Source organism: Brucella tritici (assembly GCF_902825325.1).
Taxonomy (GTDB): domain Bacteria; phylum Pseudomonadota; class Alphaproteobacteria; order Rhizobiales; family Rhizobiaceae; genus Brucella.
Genome location: NZ_CADEAR010000013.1, coordinates 57,770 through 70,224, shown reverse-complemented (window position 1 = coordinate 70,224; position 12,455 = coordinate 57,770). Strand labels below are relative to the sequence as shown.

The window sequence follows — 12,455 nt, the reverse complement described above, 5'->3', positions numbered from 1 at the left end:
TCACGTGATCGAGCTTGGGAAACGTCCGACTGCAGCGCTGACAAGTATCATCCTCATACTGCTGGCCAGTTCGGTATTGGCACAGGCAGAGGATATGCGCGTCGGGCTCGCAGCACCGCTTTCCGGAACTTTCGCTCCATTGGGCAATCAGCTGGCGGAAGGCGCCCGCGTCGCCGCGACAGCGAAAAGTACAGAACTCGTTATTTTCGATGACCGTTGCGATGCCGAAGGCGGCAAGGAGGCCGCAGAGCAGTTCGTGAAGGAAAACGTCCGGATAGCGACCGGTTTCCTGTGCCCCGAAGCGCTTGAGGCAGCACTTCCCGTCCTCGCAGCCAGCAATATACCCGTTGTGACATCAGGCGTCAGCGAACCAACACTGACTGAAAGGCGAGCGCCCGCACCTATGGCGGTATTCCGTCTTGCAACCGGTCTTGAGAAGGAAACGCAGGCGACCGGGAGCTTCCTTGGCAGCCTTTGGCGCGCCCAACCCTTCGCAATCATCGATGACGGCACCATCGAAGGGCGCGAACGCGCCGCCCGTGTTCTGACAAGTCTTAAAGAGCAGCAATTGCAGCCGGTTTTCACAGACACCTATCGTCCGGGCCTAGACAATCAGAATGCGCTGGTCGCCCGACTGCGACGTGCAGGCGCTACCCATGTTTATGTTGGCGGCGAGCGTGAGGATATAGCGGCTATAGGCGCAAGTGCTGCCGCGCTCAACTATCCGTTGACGATTGCAGGCGGTAGTCTTCTTGATGCCGCCCCCGGCGCACAGCCCTTAAGTCAGGGAACCTTGATGATCGCGCCGCTCCGTCCACAGGATCTTTCGACGGCAAAGCCTGCAATCGATGCATTGCGTCAGGCCGGTAAACTTGCAGATGCCTATGCAATCCTTGGCTATGCCAGCGCGGAAATCCCTGCGGATGTAATCAAGCGAGCCGACGAGCAGAAGCAGCCGATTACCGACACACTTCGCAATAATTCCTTTGAAACCGTTCTTGGCACCATCAAGTTCGATGGCAACGGTATCCGAACCGACAACCCAAACCGCCTGCAGCGTTTCGATGGCAAGCGGTTCGTGTTAGCCGACAAGTAGTCCAATCAGGCTTGCAGCAATCACCAGTCCGGTCATCAGGCTCATCGTCGACCAGAAAAGATGAAGCGCGGCATCGATATCATCGGCGTTGGCGTCGCGTTTGCCGGATGCATTCAGCATCGGCCCTTCGACTTTTTCGGCACCATATTGGCGCGGACCGGCAAGCGCCAATCCCAGCCCGCCTGCAAAGGCCGATTCCGGCCAGCCGGCATTGGGCGAGCGATGCAGACGCGCATCACGGCGCATGACCGCGAACGCCTCTTTTCCCGAAAGCCTGTCTTTCGTGATCGCAGTGGCAAGGGAAGCAAACAGCCCGGTCAGTCTGGCCGGGATATAGTTGGCGACATCGTCCAGCTTTGCGGCAAAACGACCGAAGTGACGATAGCGGTCATTCAGATGACCGATCATAGAGTCGGCAGTGTTGATGAGCTTGTAGGCGAAGAGGCCTGGCAAGCCGCCAACCAGAAACCAGAACGCAGGCGCAACAATGCCATCTGAGGCGTTCTCGGCAAGACTTTCTATCGCTGCACGGCTGACGCCGCCTTCATCTAGATGTTCGGGATTGCGCCCGACGATCATCGACACGGCCCGGCGACCGCCCTCGATACCCTGCTCCCGCAATGCCAGCGCGACCGCCTGAACATGATCCGCAAGGCTTTTCTGTGCAAGCAATACCGTCACGATCAGGATTTCAGCAATTGCACCGGCAGTCCCGGCGAAAGGTAAAGAGAGTTCAAGCACAAGCCCGAGAACTACGCAGGCCATCACCAGCCCAACCGTCAGCCACATGCCATTTCGACGAAGCACCGAGGCAGGAAGATTGCGATTGTTCCAACGCTTTTCGCCCCACGAAATTGCTTTCCCGAACAGGACGACCGGGTGCGGCACCCTGTGCCATAGCTGTGGCGGGTCGCCGACAAAGCGATCCAGAAGAAGCGCCAGCGAAAGGATAATCAGCTTTATTTCCATGAGCTTGACCAGAAAAACTGAATCAAAATTTCAACGCCTTTTCAAACCGCGCAAGCGCCACATCATCCAAAGGCAAACCAATGCGCAACCAGCGCGGGGCGTAATCGAACTTCCGGACCAGAATATGTCTCTCGCACAATCTGGTATAAATCCCCAGTGCATCCGCATGTTCAACGAGAGAAAACAGCGCCGTTCCGCCAATTTCCTTCAGACTGTTTTTTTCCAGAACAGCCGACAATTCCAGCCGCCGCAGATCGATACGGGCGCGATAATCCGCAAGCGTTCCGGCATTGCTGAAAGCGTGATTGGCGATTGCCAGCGCCGGGCCGGAAACCGCCCATGGTCCTAGCCGCCGCTCCAATGTCTCAACGAAACGGGCGCTTGCAATTGCAAAGCCCAACCGAATGCCAGCAAGACCGAAGAACTTGCCGAAGGATTTCAGCACGATCATCGGTGCATCTTCCGCATTTGCCGCGACGCTAACGGCTTCATGCGCATCAGCGAAAGCCTCGTCAACAACAAGAAATCCGCCGCGAGCACCGAGCTTTTGCGAAAGGTGCAGGAGAGCCTCTTTCGAAATCACACGGCCGTCGGGATTGTTCGGATTAACGATGACTGCCGCAGTCGCCTCGTCTGGAATTTCGTCAATCGTCGCGCATTGCACGGCCTTCCAGCCGGAAGCGGAAAATGAGGCCGCGTGCTCCTGATAGGTCGGCCCGAGGACGGCAACCGTCGACGGGGCAGCCAGTGTCGGAACAAGCTGGATCAAAGCCTGCGTGCCCGGAGCTGCAACAATTGGTGCTTTCTCGTTCAGCCGATAATAGCTGCGGGCCAGCCGCAGCGTTTCCTGCAACAGCCCCTCGTCCGGCAGGCGGTTCCAGATTGCCGGTGTCAGTTCGGGAAGTGGAAAATGCTCGGGATTGATGCCCGTCGAAAGGTCGAGCCAATCTTGCGGCCTGCCGCCAAAGCGCGCGATGGCCCTGTCGAGCGCACCGCCATGCTCGATTTCTGCACTCAAGCTTTCTCTCCGCAAAAATCGATCACATGCATGAACGAGCCTGAAACGGAACCGACCCGCAGCCCCACCTCACCAACATCGTCGCCGACAGCATCACGTGCACGGAAAAGACGATCCGCCTTTCCTTCGCGTACGATGCTGGCATAGTGAAACTCATGCGCCTTTAATGGCTCAGCCCAAGGCGAACCTGCAAGCGGTTCCAGTACGCGATAGCCAAGATGCAGCTTTCTTTTCGCAAAGCTCGTTTCGAGCGGCAGAAGCCCCAGCATAGGGTGGGCAACACCCTCTGCATCCTGCAAGCTCTCGCCGAGAACCATGTAGCCGCCGCATTCGCCGTAAACCCTTACCCCACGCGCTGCAGCTTCGCGTATACCCGCCTGAAAACGTCCGGCCTGCGCCAAACGCCCTGCATGCAATTCAGGATAACCGCCCGGCAGATAGATTGCGTCGGCATCCTGTCTCGGAGATTCATCGCTGAGAGGTGAGAAGAACGAAATCTCCACCCCTCGCCTGCGCCAGCCTTCAAACAAATGCGCATAGGCAAAGGCGAATGCATCGTCGCGGGCAACGGCGATATGATTGCCAAGCGGCTTCAGGCGCGGAACGTTGGCCATCGCATCGAAACGCTTCGGCCGCGACCAGATCGTCTGCAGCGCGTCCAGATCGATATGCGTTTCCATCACATCGGCAGCGTGTTCGAGAAAGTTTTCAAGATCGGCATGCTCGCCCGCCTGCACCAGCCCGAGGTGCCTTTCCGGCAGGGAAAGAGCGACATCACGAGGCAAGGCACCGAGAACCGGAATGCCGAGTGGCTCCAGCGCGCCGCGCAACATCGCCTCATGGCGTAGGCTACCGACGCGATTGAGGATAATTCCCGCGATCAGAACATCCTTGCGGGACTGGCTGAAACCCCACACCAGCGCTGCAATGGAATGCGATTGCTTCGCGCAATCCACCACCAGCACTACCGGAAGATCGAGAAGCCGGGCCAGATCGGCAGAAGAACCCTTGCCGTCTATCGCTCCGTCGAAGAGCCCCATCATGCCCTCGGCAACCAATAGTTTGGAACCGCTTTCTGTCATGCGGGAGGAAAGCGCACTGATTAGTTCAGGGCGCATCGCCCACGGGTCCAGATTAAAGCAGTCCGCACCGCTCGCAGCCTTGTGATAGGCGGGGTCAATATAGTCGGGACCAACCTTCACCGGCGCAAGCGCTTCTCCCCGCCGTTTCAAGGCGCGCAGCAAACCCAGTGTTACCGTTGTCTTGCCAGAGCCGGAAGCTGGCGCTGCTATCATGAACCCCTTCATGCGCTTTGCGCTCCCTCATTTTGGTTTCGTCTGGACAGCGGGTCGCTGGACAGGACTTTACCGCTTAACGCGCCCATCCAGTCCAGCCCCGCACGCAGACGAACCACTTCGCCCACAACAACGATTGCAGGCGGATTCAGCCCCGCCGCTTCAACATCTTTCGCAGCCCGCCCCAATGTTGTTTCAAGTACGGTCTGGTTGGGGAGGCTTGCATTGCACACGAAGGCCACAGGCTCATCCTGCGAACGTCCAGCCTCAATTAGCCGCTTGGCAATAAGGTCTATATGTTTCATCGCCATATACATGACGATGACAGGCGATGATCTGGCAATGCCCGCCCAATCGACGCCATCCGGCATAGCACCGGTTGCGTCGTGACCGGTCAGGAACGTTACCGCCTGATTGATATCTCGATGGGTCACGGCAATGCCTGCATAGGCAAGCCCGCCGATTCCGGCGGTGACGCCCGGCACGATGCGAAACGGAACACCATGTTCTACCAAGGTCAGCGCCTCTTCTGCTCCCCGTCCGAACACGAACGGATCGCCGCCCTTGAGCCGCAGCACCTTCTTGCCCTGTTTCGCAAGTTCGACAAGCCGCAAGGATATATCGCGCTGTTTCGGCGACGGCTTACCACCGCGTTTGCCTGCATATTCCAGAACAGCATCCGCATTCTTGAGAGAAAGACAGGCATCATCCACCAGCGCGTCATAAACGATGACATCCGCCTGCTGCAGAGCATTGACAGCATGAAGCGTCAAAAGGCCGGGGTCGCCCGGCCCGGCTCCAACGAGCCAGACGTGGCCGGGTTCAATCACAGGCAGGGTCACTTTGCTCCTCGCAATGACACATGCAGCCGTTTCTTTAGCCTTGTTCATTTTCATCAACCACTATTCTATCTGGCGGCACAGCTATCAGATACATTATAAGGCGTCCATGAATGACGAAACCGCTCCAACGAATAAAAGTCAGGAAAAAGCCGAGCTTCGCCGCGGCTGGACCACTGGCGCCTGCGCAACCGCTGCCACCAAGGCTGCATTGACAGCGCTCATTACCGGAGAATTTCCCGACCCTGTCGGCATAATTCTGCCCAAAGGGGAAGTACCCTATTTCCAGCTTGCCTATGAGGGACTGGGCGAAGGCTATGCGATGGCAGGCATCGTCAAGGATGCGGGCGACGATCCCGACGTGACCCATGGCGCCACGATCATCTCGACAGTATTCCCGGCCCCTCCCGGCACTGGCGTCGTCTTTCGCGCCGGTGAAGGGGTTGGAACAGTTACACGGCCCGGCTTGCAAATTCCTCCAGGCGAAGCTGCCATCAATCCGGTTCCGCGCCGCATGATGACGGAAATATGCGAGCAGATTTGCGCGGAATATGGCCTGCCCGCCGACCTCGTCATTACGATATCGGTGCCCGGCGGCGAAGAGATTGCCAAGAAAACGTGGAACCCGCGCCTCGGTATCGTCGGCGGCATTTCCATTCTCGGCACCACCGGTGTGGTCCACCCGTTTTCCTGTTCGGCCTGGATTCATTCGATCCATCGCGGCATCGACGTTGCACGCGCAGCCGGGCAGAAACACGTACTCGGCGCAACCGGCTCGACTTCCGAGGATGCCGCGCAAGCGCTCTATGATCTGCCGGATTTTGCAATTCTCGATATGGGCGATTTCGCGGGCGGTGTGCTCAAATATCTGCGTGACCACCCCATCGACAAACTGACAATCGCAGGCGGTTTCGCCAAGCTTACAAAGCTCGCCCAAGGTGCTCTCGATCTCCATTCCTCACGGTCGCAAGTGGACAAGAACTTCCTTTGGTGCATTGCCGAAAAAGCTGGCGCGCCGGAAAGCATTAAGGATCAGATTCTTTTTGCGAACACTGCCTTGGAAGTGCTTGAACTGACTCGATCAATTGGTATCGACATGGCAACGCCAATTGCATTGAAGGCAAAGGAAACAGCGCTCGAAACCCTTCGCGAGGCGCCCGTCGAAGTCGAGATTATCGTGACTGACCGCAGTGGAAATATCCTTGCCCGCGTCTGAACCAAAGATACTCATTCTGGGCGGAACGGCCGAGGCTGCGGCGCTTGCAACGGCCTTTGCGAAACTGCCCGTCAATGCCATCACATCGCTTGCCGGACGCACCAGTAATCCGGCGAAACTGACCGGAACAGTTCGAAGCGGTGGCTTCGGAGGCATTGACGGCCTTGCCGCCTATCTCGACAGCGAAGGGATCGATCTCATCATCGATGCGACCCATCCCTATGCTGCACGCATCTCGCAAAATGCGATTCAGGCGGCAGGCAAGCGCGGCATACCATTGGTGAGGTTGGAGCGCCCCGCTTGGGAGAAAAAGCCGGAAGATCATTGGGTTGATATTTCCGATGAAGCCGAAGCAGCGAATGCTATCCCGTCCGGTGAGCGTGTGTTTCTGGCGCTCGGTCGCCAGCATATCGCCCCCTTTGCGGAGCGTGCCGATGTTCATTTCATCATTCGCATGATCGATCCGCCGGATGTGACACTGCCACAGGATTGCGAGATCGTTCTGGCAAGACCCGGCGACTACACTGCGGAAAGGCATTTTCTGGAAAACCGCCGGATCGGGCTGATCGCCAGCCGCAATTCAGGCGGCACCATTTCCTATGCAAAAATCGAGGCAGCCCGTGCGCTTGGACTTCCCGTCATGATGATTGCCCGCCCACCGGTTGCGGCCAAAAACATTGTCGCCTCGCCGGAAGATGCAATCGCATTCGCCCGCGCAGCGCTAGGCTTTTGAACGCGCCACGTGGCTATGCGCTTCATGATAAAGCGCTGAATCGCGAAAGCTTTTAGGGCCCAGTCCGCGCCCGACAAAAATCATTGCCGTGCGTTTCAACCCGGATGCGGCCACCTTCTCCGCTATATCCGACAACGTACCGCGTAGAATCTGTTCGTCAGGCCATCCAATGCGATAGGCGATAACCACCGGACAATCAGCACCGTAAAGAGGTATCAGATCGGTCTCGATTTTGCTGAGGTTTCGGATGGAAAGATGAATCACCAGCGTCGCTCGCGACCGCCCGAGCGTGGCAAGGTCTTCGCCTTCAGGCATCGCAGACGATTTCATCGAGGTGCGGGTCAGGATGATGGTCTGGTTGACCTCCGGAATGGTCAGTTCCTGTTTCATGGCGGCGGCAGCCGCCGCAAAAGCAGGTACACCTGGCGTCACGTCATAAGGGATACCGAGGCTGTCCAGCCGACGCATCTGTTCGGCCATCGCGCCATAGATCGACGGATCGCCGGAATGCACTCGTGCAACGTCGAAACCTTGCGCATGTGCGGCTTCCATTTCAGCGATAATCTCATCAAGGGTTAGCGATGAGCTGTCGATCAAACGCGCATCTTTCGGCGCACCCGCAACGACTTCTTTCGGCACCAGCGATCCCGCATAGATGCAGACAGGACATTGCTCGATCAGGCGCAGACCACGCACGGTGATAAGGTCCGCTGCGCCGGGACCGGCGCCAATGAAATGAACTGTCACGATCTTCCCTTCCTGAACCTCGGACATGACTGTCCATAGCTTCGAAAGTCAATCCGTTTCCGGCAGCAACTCTTCGATATCGTTGAAGATCGATTGCCATTCTTCGTCCGTCAGTTCGAAGAAATTGAAGCTGCGCAACAGGAAGGCACCTTCATTGGCTATGAAAGCGAGGCGAGTCCTGCGTCCCTCCGGTGTGGAGACATCAAGCCCATCCCATTGCTTGCGATACCAGAGGCGGGTTTCGTCCAGATATTCGGTATTCGGAATGAGACTGGTCATCATAGCCGCAAAGCGCGAGTCATCTTCGGCATCGCTTTCGCGGGTCACGCGAATATGAGCCGCGATATGAGAAAGCGCGTCCATGCGGCCATGCGTTTTCTTGGTCACCTGCGCATCGAAACGGTCGCCCCACCGCCCGATCATCGCTTTTAAAAGCCCGTCCTTATTGCCGAAGCAATACTGAACGCCCCCTTTGGTCACACCGGAAGCCTGTGCGACAGCGTCCATGGTCAGGGCCGCCAGGCCGCCTTCAGCGACGAGCTTTTCCGCCATATCGAGCACATGGTCGCGGTCGATTGAACGCGGTCTGCCCATTTTGTGCAAATTATTACTTTCCATACAGACGGATTTATATTAAGTGAGCGCTCCTTGCAAGTTTGAATACAAGCGTATTGAAAAGGTGCTATCCAATGTTGCCGAAAAATCGCTGGCTGGTTCTGACTATCGTTTCCAGCGCATTGTTCCTGATCGTCGTGGACATGACCGTGCTTTACACGGCGCTGCCCCGCCTCACCCACGATCTGGCAGCCAGTGCTTCGGAAAAGCTCTGGATCATGAATATTTATCCGCTCGTCGTTGCGGGCCTTCTGCCTGGCCTCGGTACGCTCGGCGACAAGGTCGGCCACAAACGCATGTTCATGTCGGGATTGGCGATCTTCGGGCTTGCCTCCTTCTGCGCAGCTTATTCACCAAACCCGGAGTTTCTTATCGCCGCCCGCGCATTTCTGGCTTGCGGTGCCGCTATGATGATGCCAGCGACACTCTCCATCATTCGGCTGACATTCACCGATGATAAAGAGCGTTCGCTTGCGATCGGCATTTGGGCGGCCATTGCATCAGGTGGTGCAGCTATCGGCCCTGTGGCAGGCGGCATTCTGCTCGAATATTTCTGGTGGGGATCGGTCTTCCTTATCAATGTGCCCGTCGTGCTGGTCGCGCTGGCACTCTCCGTCTTCACACTCGAAAACCGTCCGCTTGGTTCAAAACGCAAATGGGATTTGATCGGTTCTGTCCAGATCATGGTTGGACTAATTGCGCTCACCTATGCCGTGAAAGAGCTCGCAAAACGCGATGCGTCGATGATCGTGTTCGGAGCTGTGCTGACAGTCGGACTGGTCGCCTCGTTCATCTTCGTGCGTAGGCAACTCGCAAGCGACGAACCGCTAATCGACTTCTCCCTGTTTAACAACAAGCTGTTTTCGATGGGCGTTTTCGCGGCCCTTGTAGCCTCCGGATCTATGACGGGCATGGAACTCGTCTTCAGCCAACGTATGCAACTGATTGAAGGAATGACACCCTTGCATGCCGGATTGTCGATCTTGCCGATCCCTCTGGCTGCCTTCGTTGCCGGTCCACTCGCCGGTATTATGCTGCCGCGCCTCGGCGCTGGCAGACTCCTGTGGTCGTCACTGGGGATCACGGCGCTCGGCGTTATTGTCTATATTCTGACCTACAAGACTTCGGCGTCGTTTTATCTGGCCGGGCTTGCAATTCTCGGCTTCGGGGTCGGTGCGACCATGACGGGTGCATCATCGGCAATCATGACGAACGCACCGGTCGAAAAGGCAGGCATGGCGGCTTCCGTTGAAGAAGTCTCCTTTGAACTCGGCAATGCGCTCGGTGTCACTGTTTTCGGAAGCATTCTGTCCGTATTCTACACGGCAAGCCTTGTGATTCCTGAAGGCGCAGGCATCCCCGCAATTGTGCGCGACAGTCTGGACGAAGCGCTTCTGGTGGCTCAATCTCTACCGCCAGCAGATGCACAAACTCTGACAGTACTGGCATCGGTGGCTTTTGAGAATGCTTATGTTGCCGTCATCATGGCGACCGCAGCTCTGCTTTCGGTTGCTACGCTGGCAGCCTACATTATTCAGTGGCGTAAAACGGTTATCGCATAATGCAGGCTCAGGACCGGGCAACCGCCAAGGCGGCAGTTGCCCGGCCGAGTGCAATCTTCTCTACCACAAGAAAACCATCGGGACCGATAGCAGCAAGCGCAGCGGATTCAGCAACGCCATGACATCCGACAGAGCGAAAAACAGCTTCCGATGGGTTTTTGAGACGTGGTGTTTCCTGTTCCAACCGCTCAGCATCGAAGGAACAAAGCGCACATTCATAATGCGCCGCAAGCTCAGTCCATATCGGATCGCCGCGCTTGGTGCTCAAGGTCGCTATGGCATCCGGCCGCGAACATGCACCTTGTGACAGCACCTGATCGGCCAAGGTCAAAAGCTCGTCGAATGTCACACCCGACGAGCCACCCATGCCAAGGACTGTGTTGTAGTTCCTAGAACCCACAGGGTGACGACTGGCGCGCTTTGTGCAGCTCTTCCGGCTTCACTCCGAGCGTATCGGCAATGCGCTGGATCATCGTTGCCTCGGAACGATCAAGCCGGTTATCTGAACAAGCAATCTTCACGAGGTCACTCAGCAATGCCAAACGGCGCTCCGGCGCCATCTCTGCCAGCATGTTGGCTGCCTGCTTGGTTGTCGTCTCGTAGGCGAAATCCTTGAGATACTCAGCCACTTCCGGAAGCTCTTCCGGCGGAATGCCGAAATTCTTTTCGGCAATTTCCTTGAACGCGGCTATTTCAGCGGGATGCTGGTCGCCATCGGCAAACACCACATGCAACAGCAAAAGCAATTCAGAAGCGAGCGCCGGATCGTCGGCTACACGCTGCACGGCGCTCTTCTTGCTGAGAAAAGCGGTGATCCGCTCAAAAATGCTCTCGCTCATGGAACCCCTCAAAACTGTCAGCCAACGTATAATGAATAACGCCGGATGCATTGGAAAACAATCTCGCTCAACGTACTGGCTTTCTTCAGAGATTATTATTGTTCGACTGGCGTTCCCCGAGCCACTGCTCTATGTTGCGCCAACCTCTCCTTTAGGCTCCCCCGATGCTTGAATTCTTCGACACGCTTACCCTGCTCCTGACGGCTGCGGCATTCATTGCCGGGATCATCGACTCCATCGCCGGCGGGGGCGGAATGATTACAATCCCCGCCTTGTTGCTGGCCGGTATCCCCCCCGTTGAAGCGCTGGGCACGAACAAGCTACAGGGGCTGTTCGGTTCGTCATCGGCAACCATCGCCTATGCCCGCAAAGGGCACGTGGACATCAAGCAACACTGGCCCGAAGCGCTTGCCTCCCTCGTCGGCTCAGTATTCGGCGCTTTGCTGGCAACGGTTCTGCCTGTCGACATCATGCGCGCGGCTCTCCCGATCCTGCTCATCGCGATTGCGGTTTATTTTGCCGTCAAGCCGAGCCTCGGCGATGTCGACCGTGCGCGGCGCATCGGTCCGTTTCTGTTTGGTGTGACGTTGGTGCCGCTGATTGGTTTTTACGACGGTCTCTTCGGCCCCGGAACCGGATCGTTCTTCATGCTCGCTTTTGTGGCACTGGCCGGTTTTGGTGTGCTGAAAGCTACTGCGCACACGAAGCTCCTCAACTGCGCATCCAATGTCGGCGGCTTCGCAACCTTTGCCGCGGTCGGTGTCATCAACTGGAAGATCGGCATCTGCATGGGCGTCGCCCAGTTCATCGGCGCGCAGATCGGCGCAAGCCTTGCCATGAAGATCGGCTCGCGCATCATCAAGCCGCTTCTGATCGTGGTCAGCCTGGCGCTGGCAGTTCGCCTTCTGATGGATGGAACCAATCCACTGCGCCAGTGGGTCGGGTTTTAGAGCGCGTTTCGATCTGATTGTATCAGATCAGCGCTCTAAATATTTGTTTTGAACCGCGCATCTTGTCCGAAAACCGTTTCACACTTTTCGGGATGCGCTCTAAACCCGAAGCGCGACCAGCACTACGCCGCAGCCGATAAGCAGAATACCGAACCAATTGATGGTGGACATGCGCTCGCCAAGGAATGCCGCACCGAACAGAGCCACCAGCACAACCGACAATTTGTCGATCGGTGCGACGCGCGATGCGTCACCGATCTGCAGGGCCCGAAAATAGGCAAGCCACGACGCGCCGGTCGCCAGACCTGAAAGCACCAGAAACAGCCACGATCTTCCTGAAATCTCGCCGGGTTTCTGCCATTGGCCGGTAACGGTCAGAAACAGGCACAAAGCACCGATGATAACCAGCGTGCGCACGAGCGTGGCAAAATCCGAATTGATGCCCTGAATGCCTATCTTGGCGAAGATCGCCGTCAGCGCGGCAAAAACCGCCGACATCAGCGCCCAGAATTGCCAGCTATCGACCATTGAAGCATTTCCAGCAAAAGTGTGAAACGGTTTTGCGCAGGATAATGC

The 12,455-nt window shown here is 57.0% G+C and carries 14 protein-coding genes; 5 read left to right on the top strand and 9 right to left on the bottom strand.

The features are described from left to right. Positions 1–4 precede the first annotated feature (4 nt). Entirely contained in the window at positions 5–1,096 is a 1,092-nt protein-coding gene (locus tag HWX93_RS17905; RefSeq protein ID WP_176038155.1) for a branched-chain amino acid ABC transporter substrate-binding protein, read from the top strand. On the opposite strand, the gene cbiB is transcribed toward HWX93_RS17905, so the two are convergent. From cbiB to cobA, 4 genes are read right to left on the bottom strand one after another with little or no spacing between them, the layout of a single operon-like run. Then, positions 1,082–2,065: an adenosylcobinamide-phosphate synthase CbiB gene (cbiB, locus tag HWX93_RS17900; RefSeq protein ID WP_176038140.1), complete on the bottom strand. Its 984-nt coding sequence runs from the start codon at positions 2,063–2,065 to the stop codon at positions 1,082–1,084. The two genes, HWX93_RS17905 and cbiB, sit on opposite strands and share 15 nt — an antisense overlap. Before the next feature lie 22 nt (positions 2,066–2,087). Continuing rightward, positions 2,088–3,083 carry a threonine-phosphate decarboxylase CobD gene (gene cobD, locus HWX93_RS17895; protein ID WP_176038139.1) on the bottom strand — a complete coding sequence of 332 codons (996 nt, stop codon included), beginning with the start codon at positions 3,081–3,083 and terminating at the stop codon, positions 2,088–2,090. Next, a complete protein-coding gene (locus HWX93_RS17890) occupies positions 3,080–4,390 on the bottom strand; it encodes a cobyrinate a,c-diamide synthase (RefSeq protein ID WP_176038138.1) in 1,311 nt (436 codons plus the stop codon). Before HWX93_RS17890 ends, cobD begins: the two co-directional genes overlap by 4 nt. Further along, complete coding sequence (gene cobA, locus HWX93_RS17885) at positions 4,387–5,268, bottom strand: uroporphyrinogen-III C-methyltransferase (protein ID WP_176038137.1); 882 nt, start codon at positions 5,266–5,268, stop codon at positions 4,387–4,389. Before cobA ends, HWX93_RS17890 begins: the two co-directional genes overlap by 4 nt. A gap of 58 nt (positions 5,269–5,326) precedes the next feature. Here cobA and HWX93_RS17880 point away from each other — a divergent pair, with 58 nt between their 5' ends. Beyond that, the gene (locus tag HWX93_RS17880) at positions 5,327–6,433 is read left to right on the top strand and encodes a cobalt-precorrin-5B (C(1))-methyltransferase (RefSeq protein ID WP_176038136.1); all 1,107 of its coding nucleotides are present in this window, start codon (positions 5,327–5,329) and stop codon (positions 6,431–6,433) included. Continuing rightward, the gene (locus tag HWX93_RS17875) at positions 6,420–7,166 is read left to right on the top strand and encodes a cobalt-precorrin-6A reductase (protein ID WP_176038135.1); all 747 of its coding nucleotides are present in this window, start codon (positions 6,420–6,422) and stop codon (positions 7,164–7,166) included. Before HWX93_RS17880 ends, HWX93_RS17875 begins: the two co-directional genes overlap by 14 nt. Here the strand turns inward: HWX93_RS17875 and cobM are convergent. After that, positions 7,155–7,913: a precorrin-4 C(11)-methyltransferase gene (cobM, locus tag HWX93_RS17870; protein WP_176038134.1), complete on the bottom strand. Its 759-nt coding sequence runs from the start codon at positions 7,911–7,913 to the stop codon at positions 7,155–7,157. The genes HWX93_RS17875 and cobM overlap by 12 nt on opposite strands. Positions 7,914–7,961: 48 nt before the next feature. Then, positions 7,962–8,507 carry a TetR/AcrR family transcriptional regulator gene (locus tag HWX93_RS17865; protein ID WP_235969132.1) on the bottom strand — a complete coding sequence of 182 codons (546 nt, stop codon included), beginning with the start codon at positions 8,505–8,507 and terminating at the stop codon, positions 7,962–7,964. A gap of 95 nt (positions 8,508–8,602) precedes the next feature. On the opposite strand from HWX93_RS17865, the gene HWX93_RS17860 reads away from it, so the two are divergent. After that, a complete protein-coding gene (locus tag HWX93_RS17860; protein ID WP_176038132.1) occupies positions 8,603–10,090 on the top strand; it encodes an MFS transporter in 1,488 nt (495 codons plus the stop codon). Positions 10,091–10,097: 7 nt separating this feature from the next. On the opposite strand, the gene HWX93_RS17855 is transcribed toward HWX93_RS17860, so the two are convergent. Together HWX93_RS17855 and HWX93_RS17850 are read right to left on the bottom strand one after the other, a co-directional pair. Continuing rightward, positions 10,098–10,457 carry a cobalamin biosynthesis protein gene (locus HWX93_RS17855; protein ID WP_176038131.1) on the bottom strand — a complete coding sequence of 120 codons (360 nt, stop codon included), beginning with the start codon at positions 10,455–10,457 and terminating at the stop codon, positions 10,098–10,100. A 22-nt stretch (positions 10,458–10,479) separates the two neighbouring features. Beyond that, on the bottom strand, positions 10,480–10,929 hold the full coding sequence (locus HWX93_RS17850) for a TerB family tellurite resistance protein (RefSeq protein ID WP_061346103.1): 450 nt from the start codon (positions 10,927–10,929) through the stop codon (positions 10,480–10,482). Positions 10,930–11,093: 164 nt separating this feature from the next. Between HWX93_RS17850 and HWX93_RS17845 the strand changes: the two genes are divergently transcribed. Next, positions 11,094–11,879 (top strand): TSUP family transporter, encoded by a 786-nt coding sequence (locus HWX93_RS17845; protein ID WP_176038130.1) that lies wholly within the window; start codon positions 11,094–11,096, stop codon positions 11,877–11,879. 99 nt (positions 11,880–11,978) lie between these two features. On the opposite strand, the gene HWX93_RS17840 is transcribed toward HWX93_RS17845, so the two are convergent. Continuing rightward, on the bottom strand, positions 11,979–12,407 hold the full coding sequence (locus tag HWX93_RS17840) for an EamA family transporter (protein WP_176038129.1): 429 nt from the start codon (positions 12,405–12,407) through the stop codon (positions 11,979–11,981). Positions 12,408–12,455 lie beyond the last annotated feature (48 nt).

Bases quoted from the DNA above. Each gene is read 5' to 3' on its own strand.
- cbiB (WP_176038140.1), bottom strand. From the start codon at position 2,065: ATGGAAATAAAGCTGATTATCCTTTCGCTGGCGCTTCTTCTGGATCGC.
- HWX93_RS17890 (WP_176038138.1), bottom strand. From the start codon at position 4,390: ATGAAGGGGTTCATGATAGCAGCGCCAGCTTCCGGCTCTGGCAAGACA.
- cobA (WP_176038137.1), bottom strand. From the start codon at position 5,268: ATGAACAAGGCTAAAGAAACGGCTGCATGTGTCATTGCGAGGAGCAAA.
- HWX93_RS17880 (WP_176038136.1), top strand. From the start codon at position 5,327: ATGAATGACGAAACCGCTCCAACGAATAAAAGTCAGGAAAAAGCCGAG.
- HWX93_RS17865 (WP_235969132.1), bottom strand. From the start codon at position 8,507: ATGGGCAGACCGCGTTCAATCGACCGCGACCATGTGCTCGATATGGCG.
- HWX93_RS17860 (WP_176038132.1), top strand. From the start codon at position 8,603: ATGTTGCCGAAAAATCGCTGGCTGGTTCTGACTATCGTTTCCAGCGCA.
- HWX93_RS17855 (WP_176038131.1), bottom strand. From the start codon at position 10,457: ATGGGTGGCTCGTCGGGTGTGACATTCGACGAGCTTTTGACCTTGGCC.
- HWX93_RS17850 (WP_061346103.1), bottom strand. From the start codon at position 10,929: ATGAGCGAGAGCATTTTTGAGCGGATCACCGCTTTTCTCAGCAAGAAG.
- HWX93_RS17845 (WP_176038130.1), top strand. From the start codon at position 11,094: ATGCTTGAATTCTTCGACACGCTTACCCTGCTCCTGACGGCTGCGGCA.
- HWX93_RS17840 (WP_176038129.1), bottom strand. From the start codon at position 12,407: ATGGTCGATAGCTGGCAATTCTGGGCGCTGATGTCGGCGGTTTTTGCC.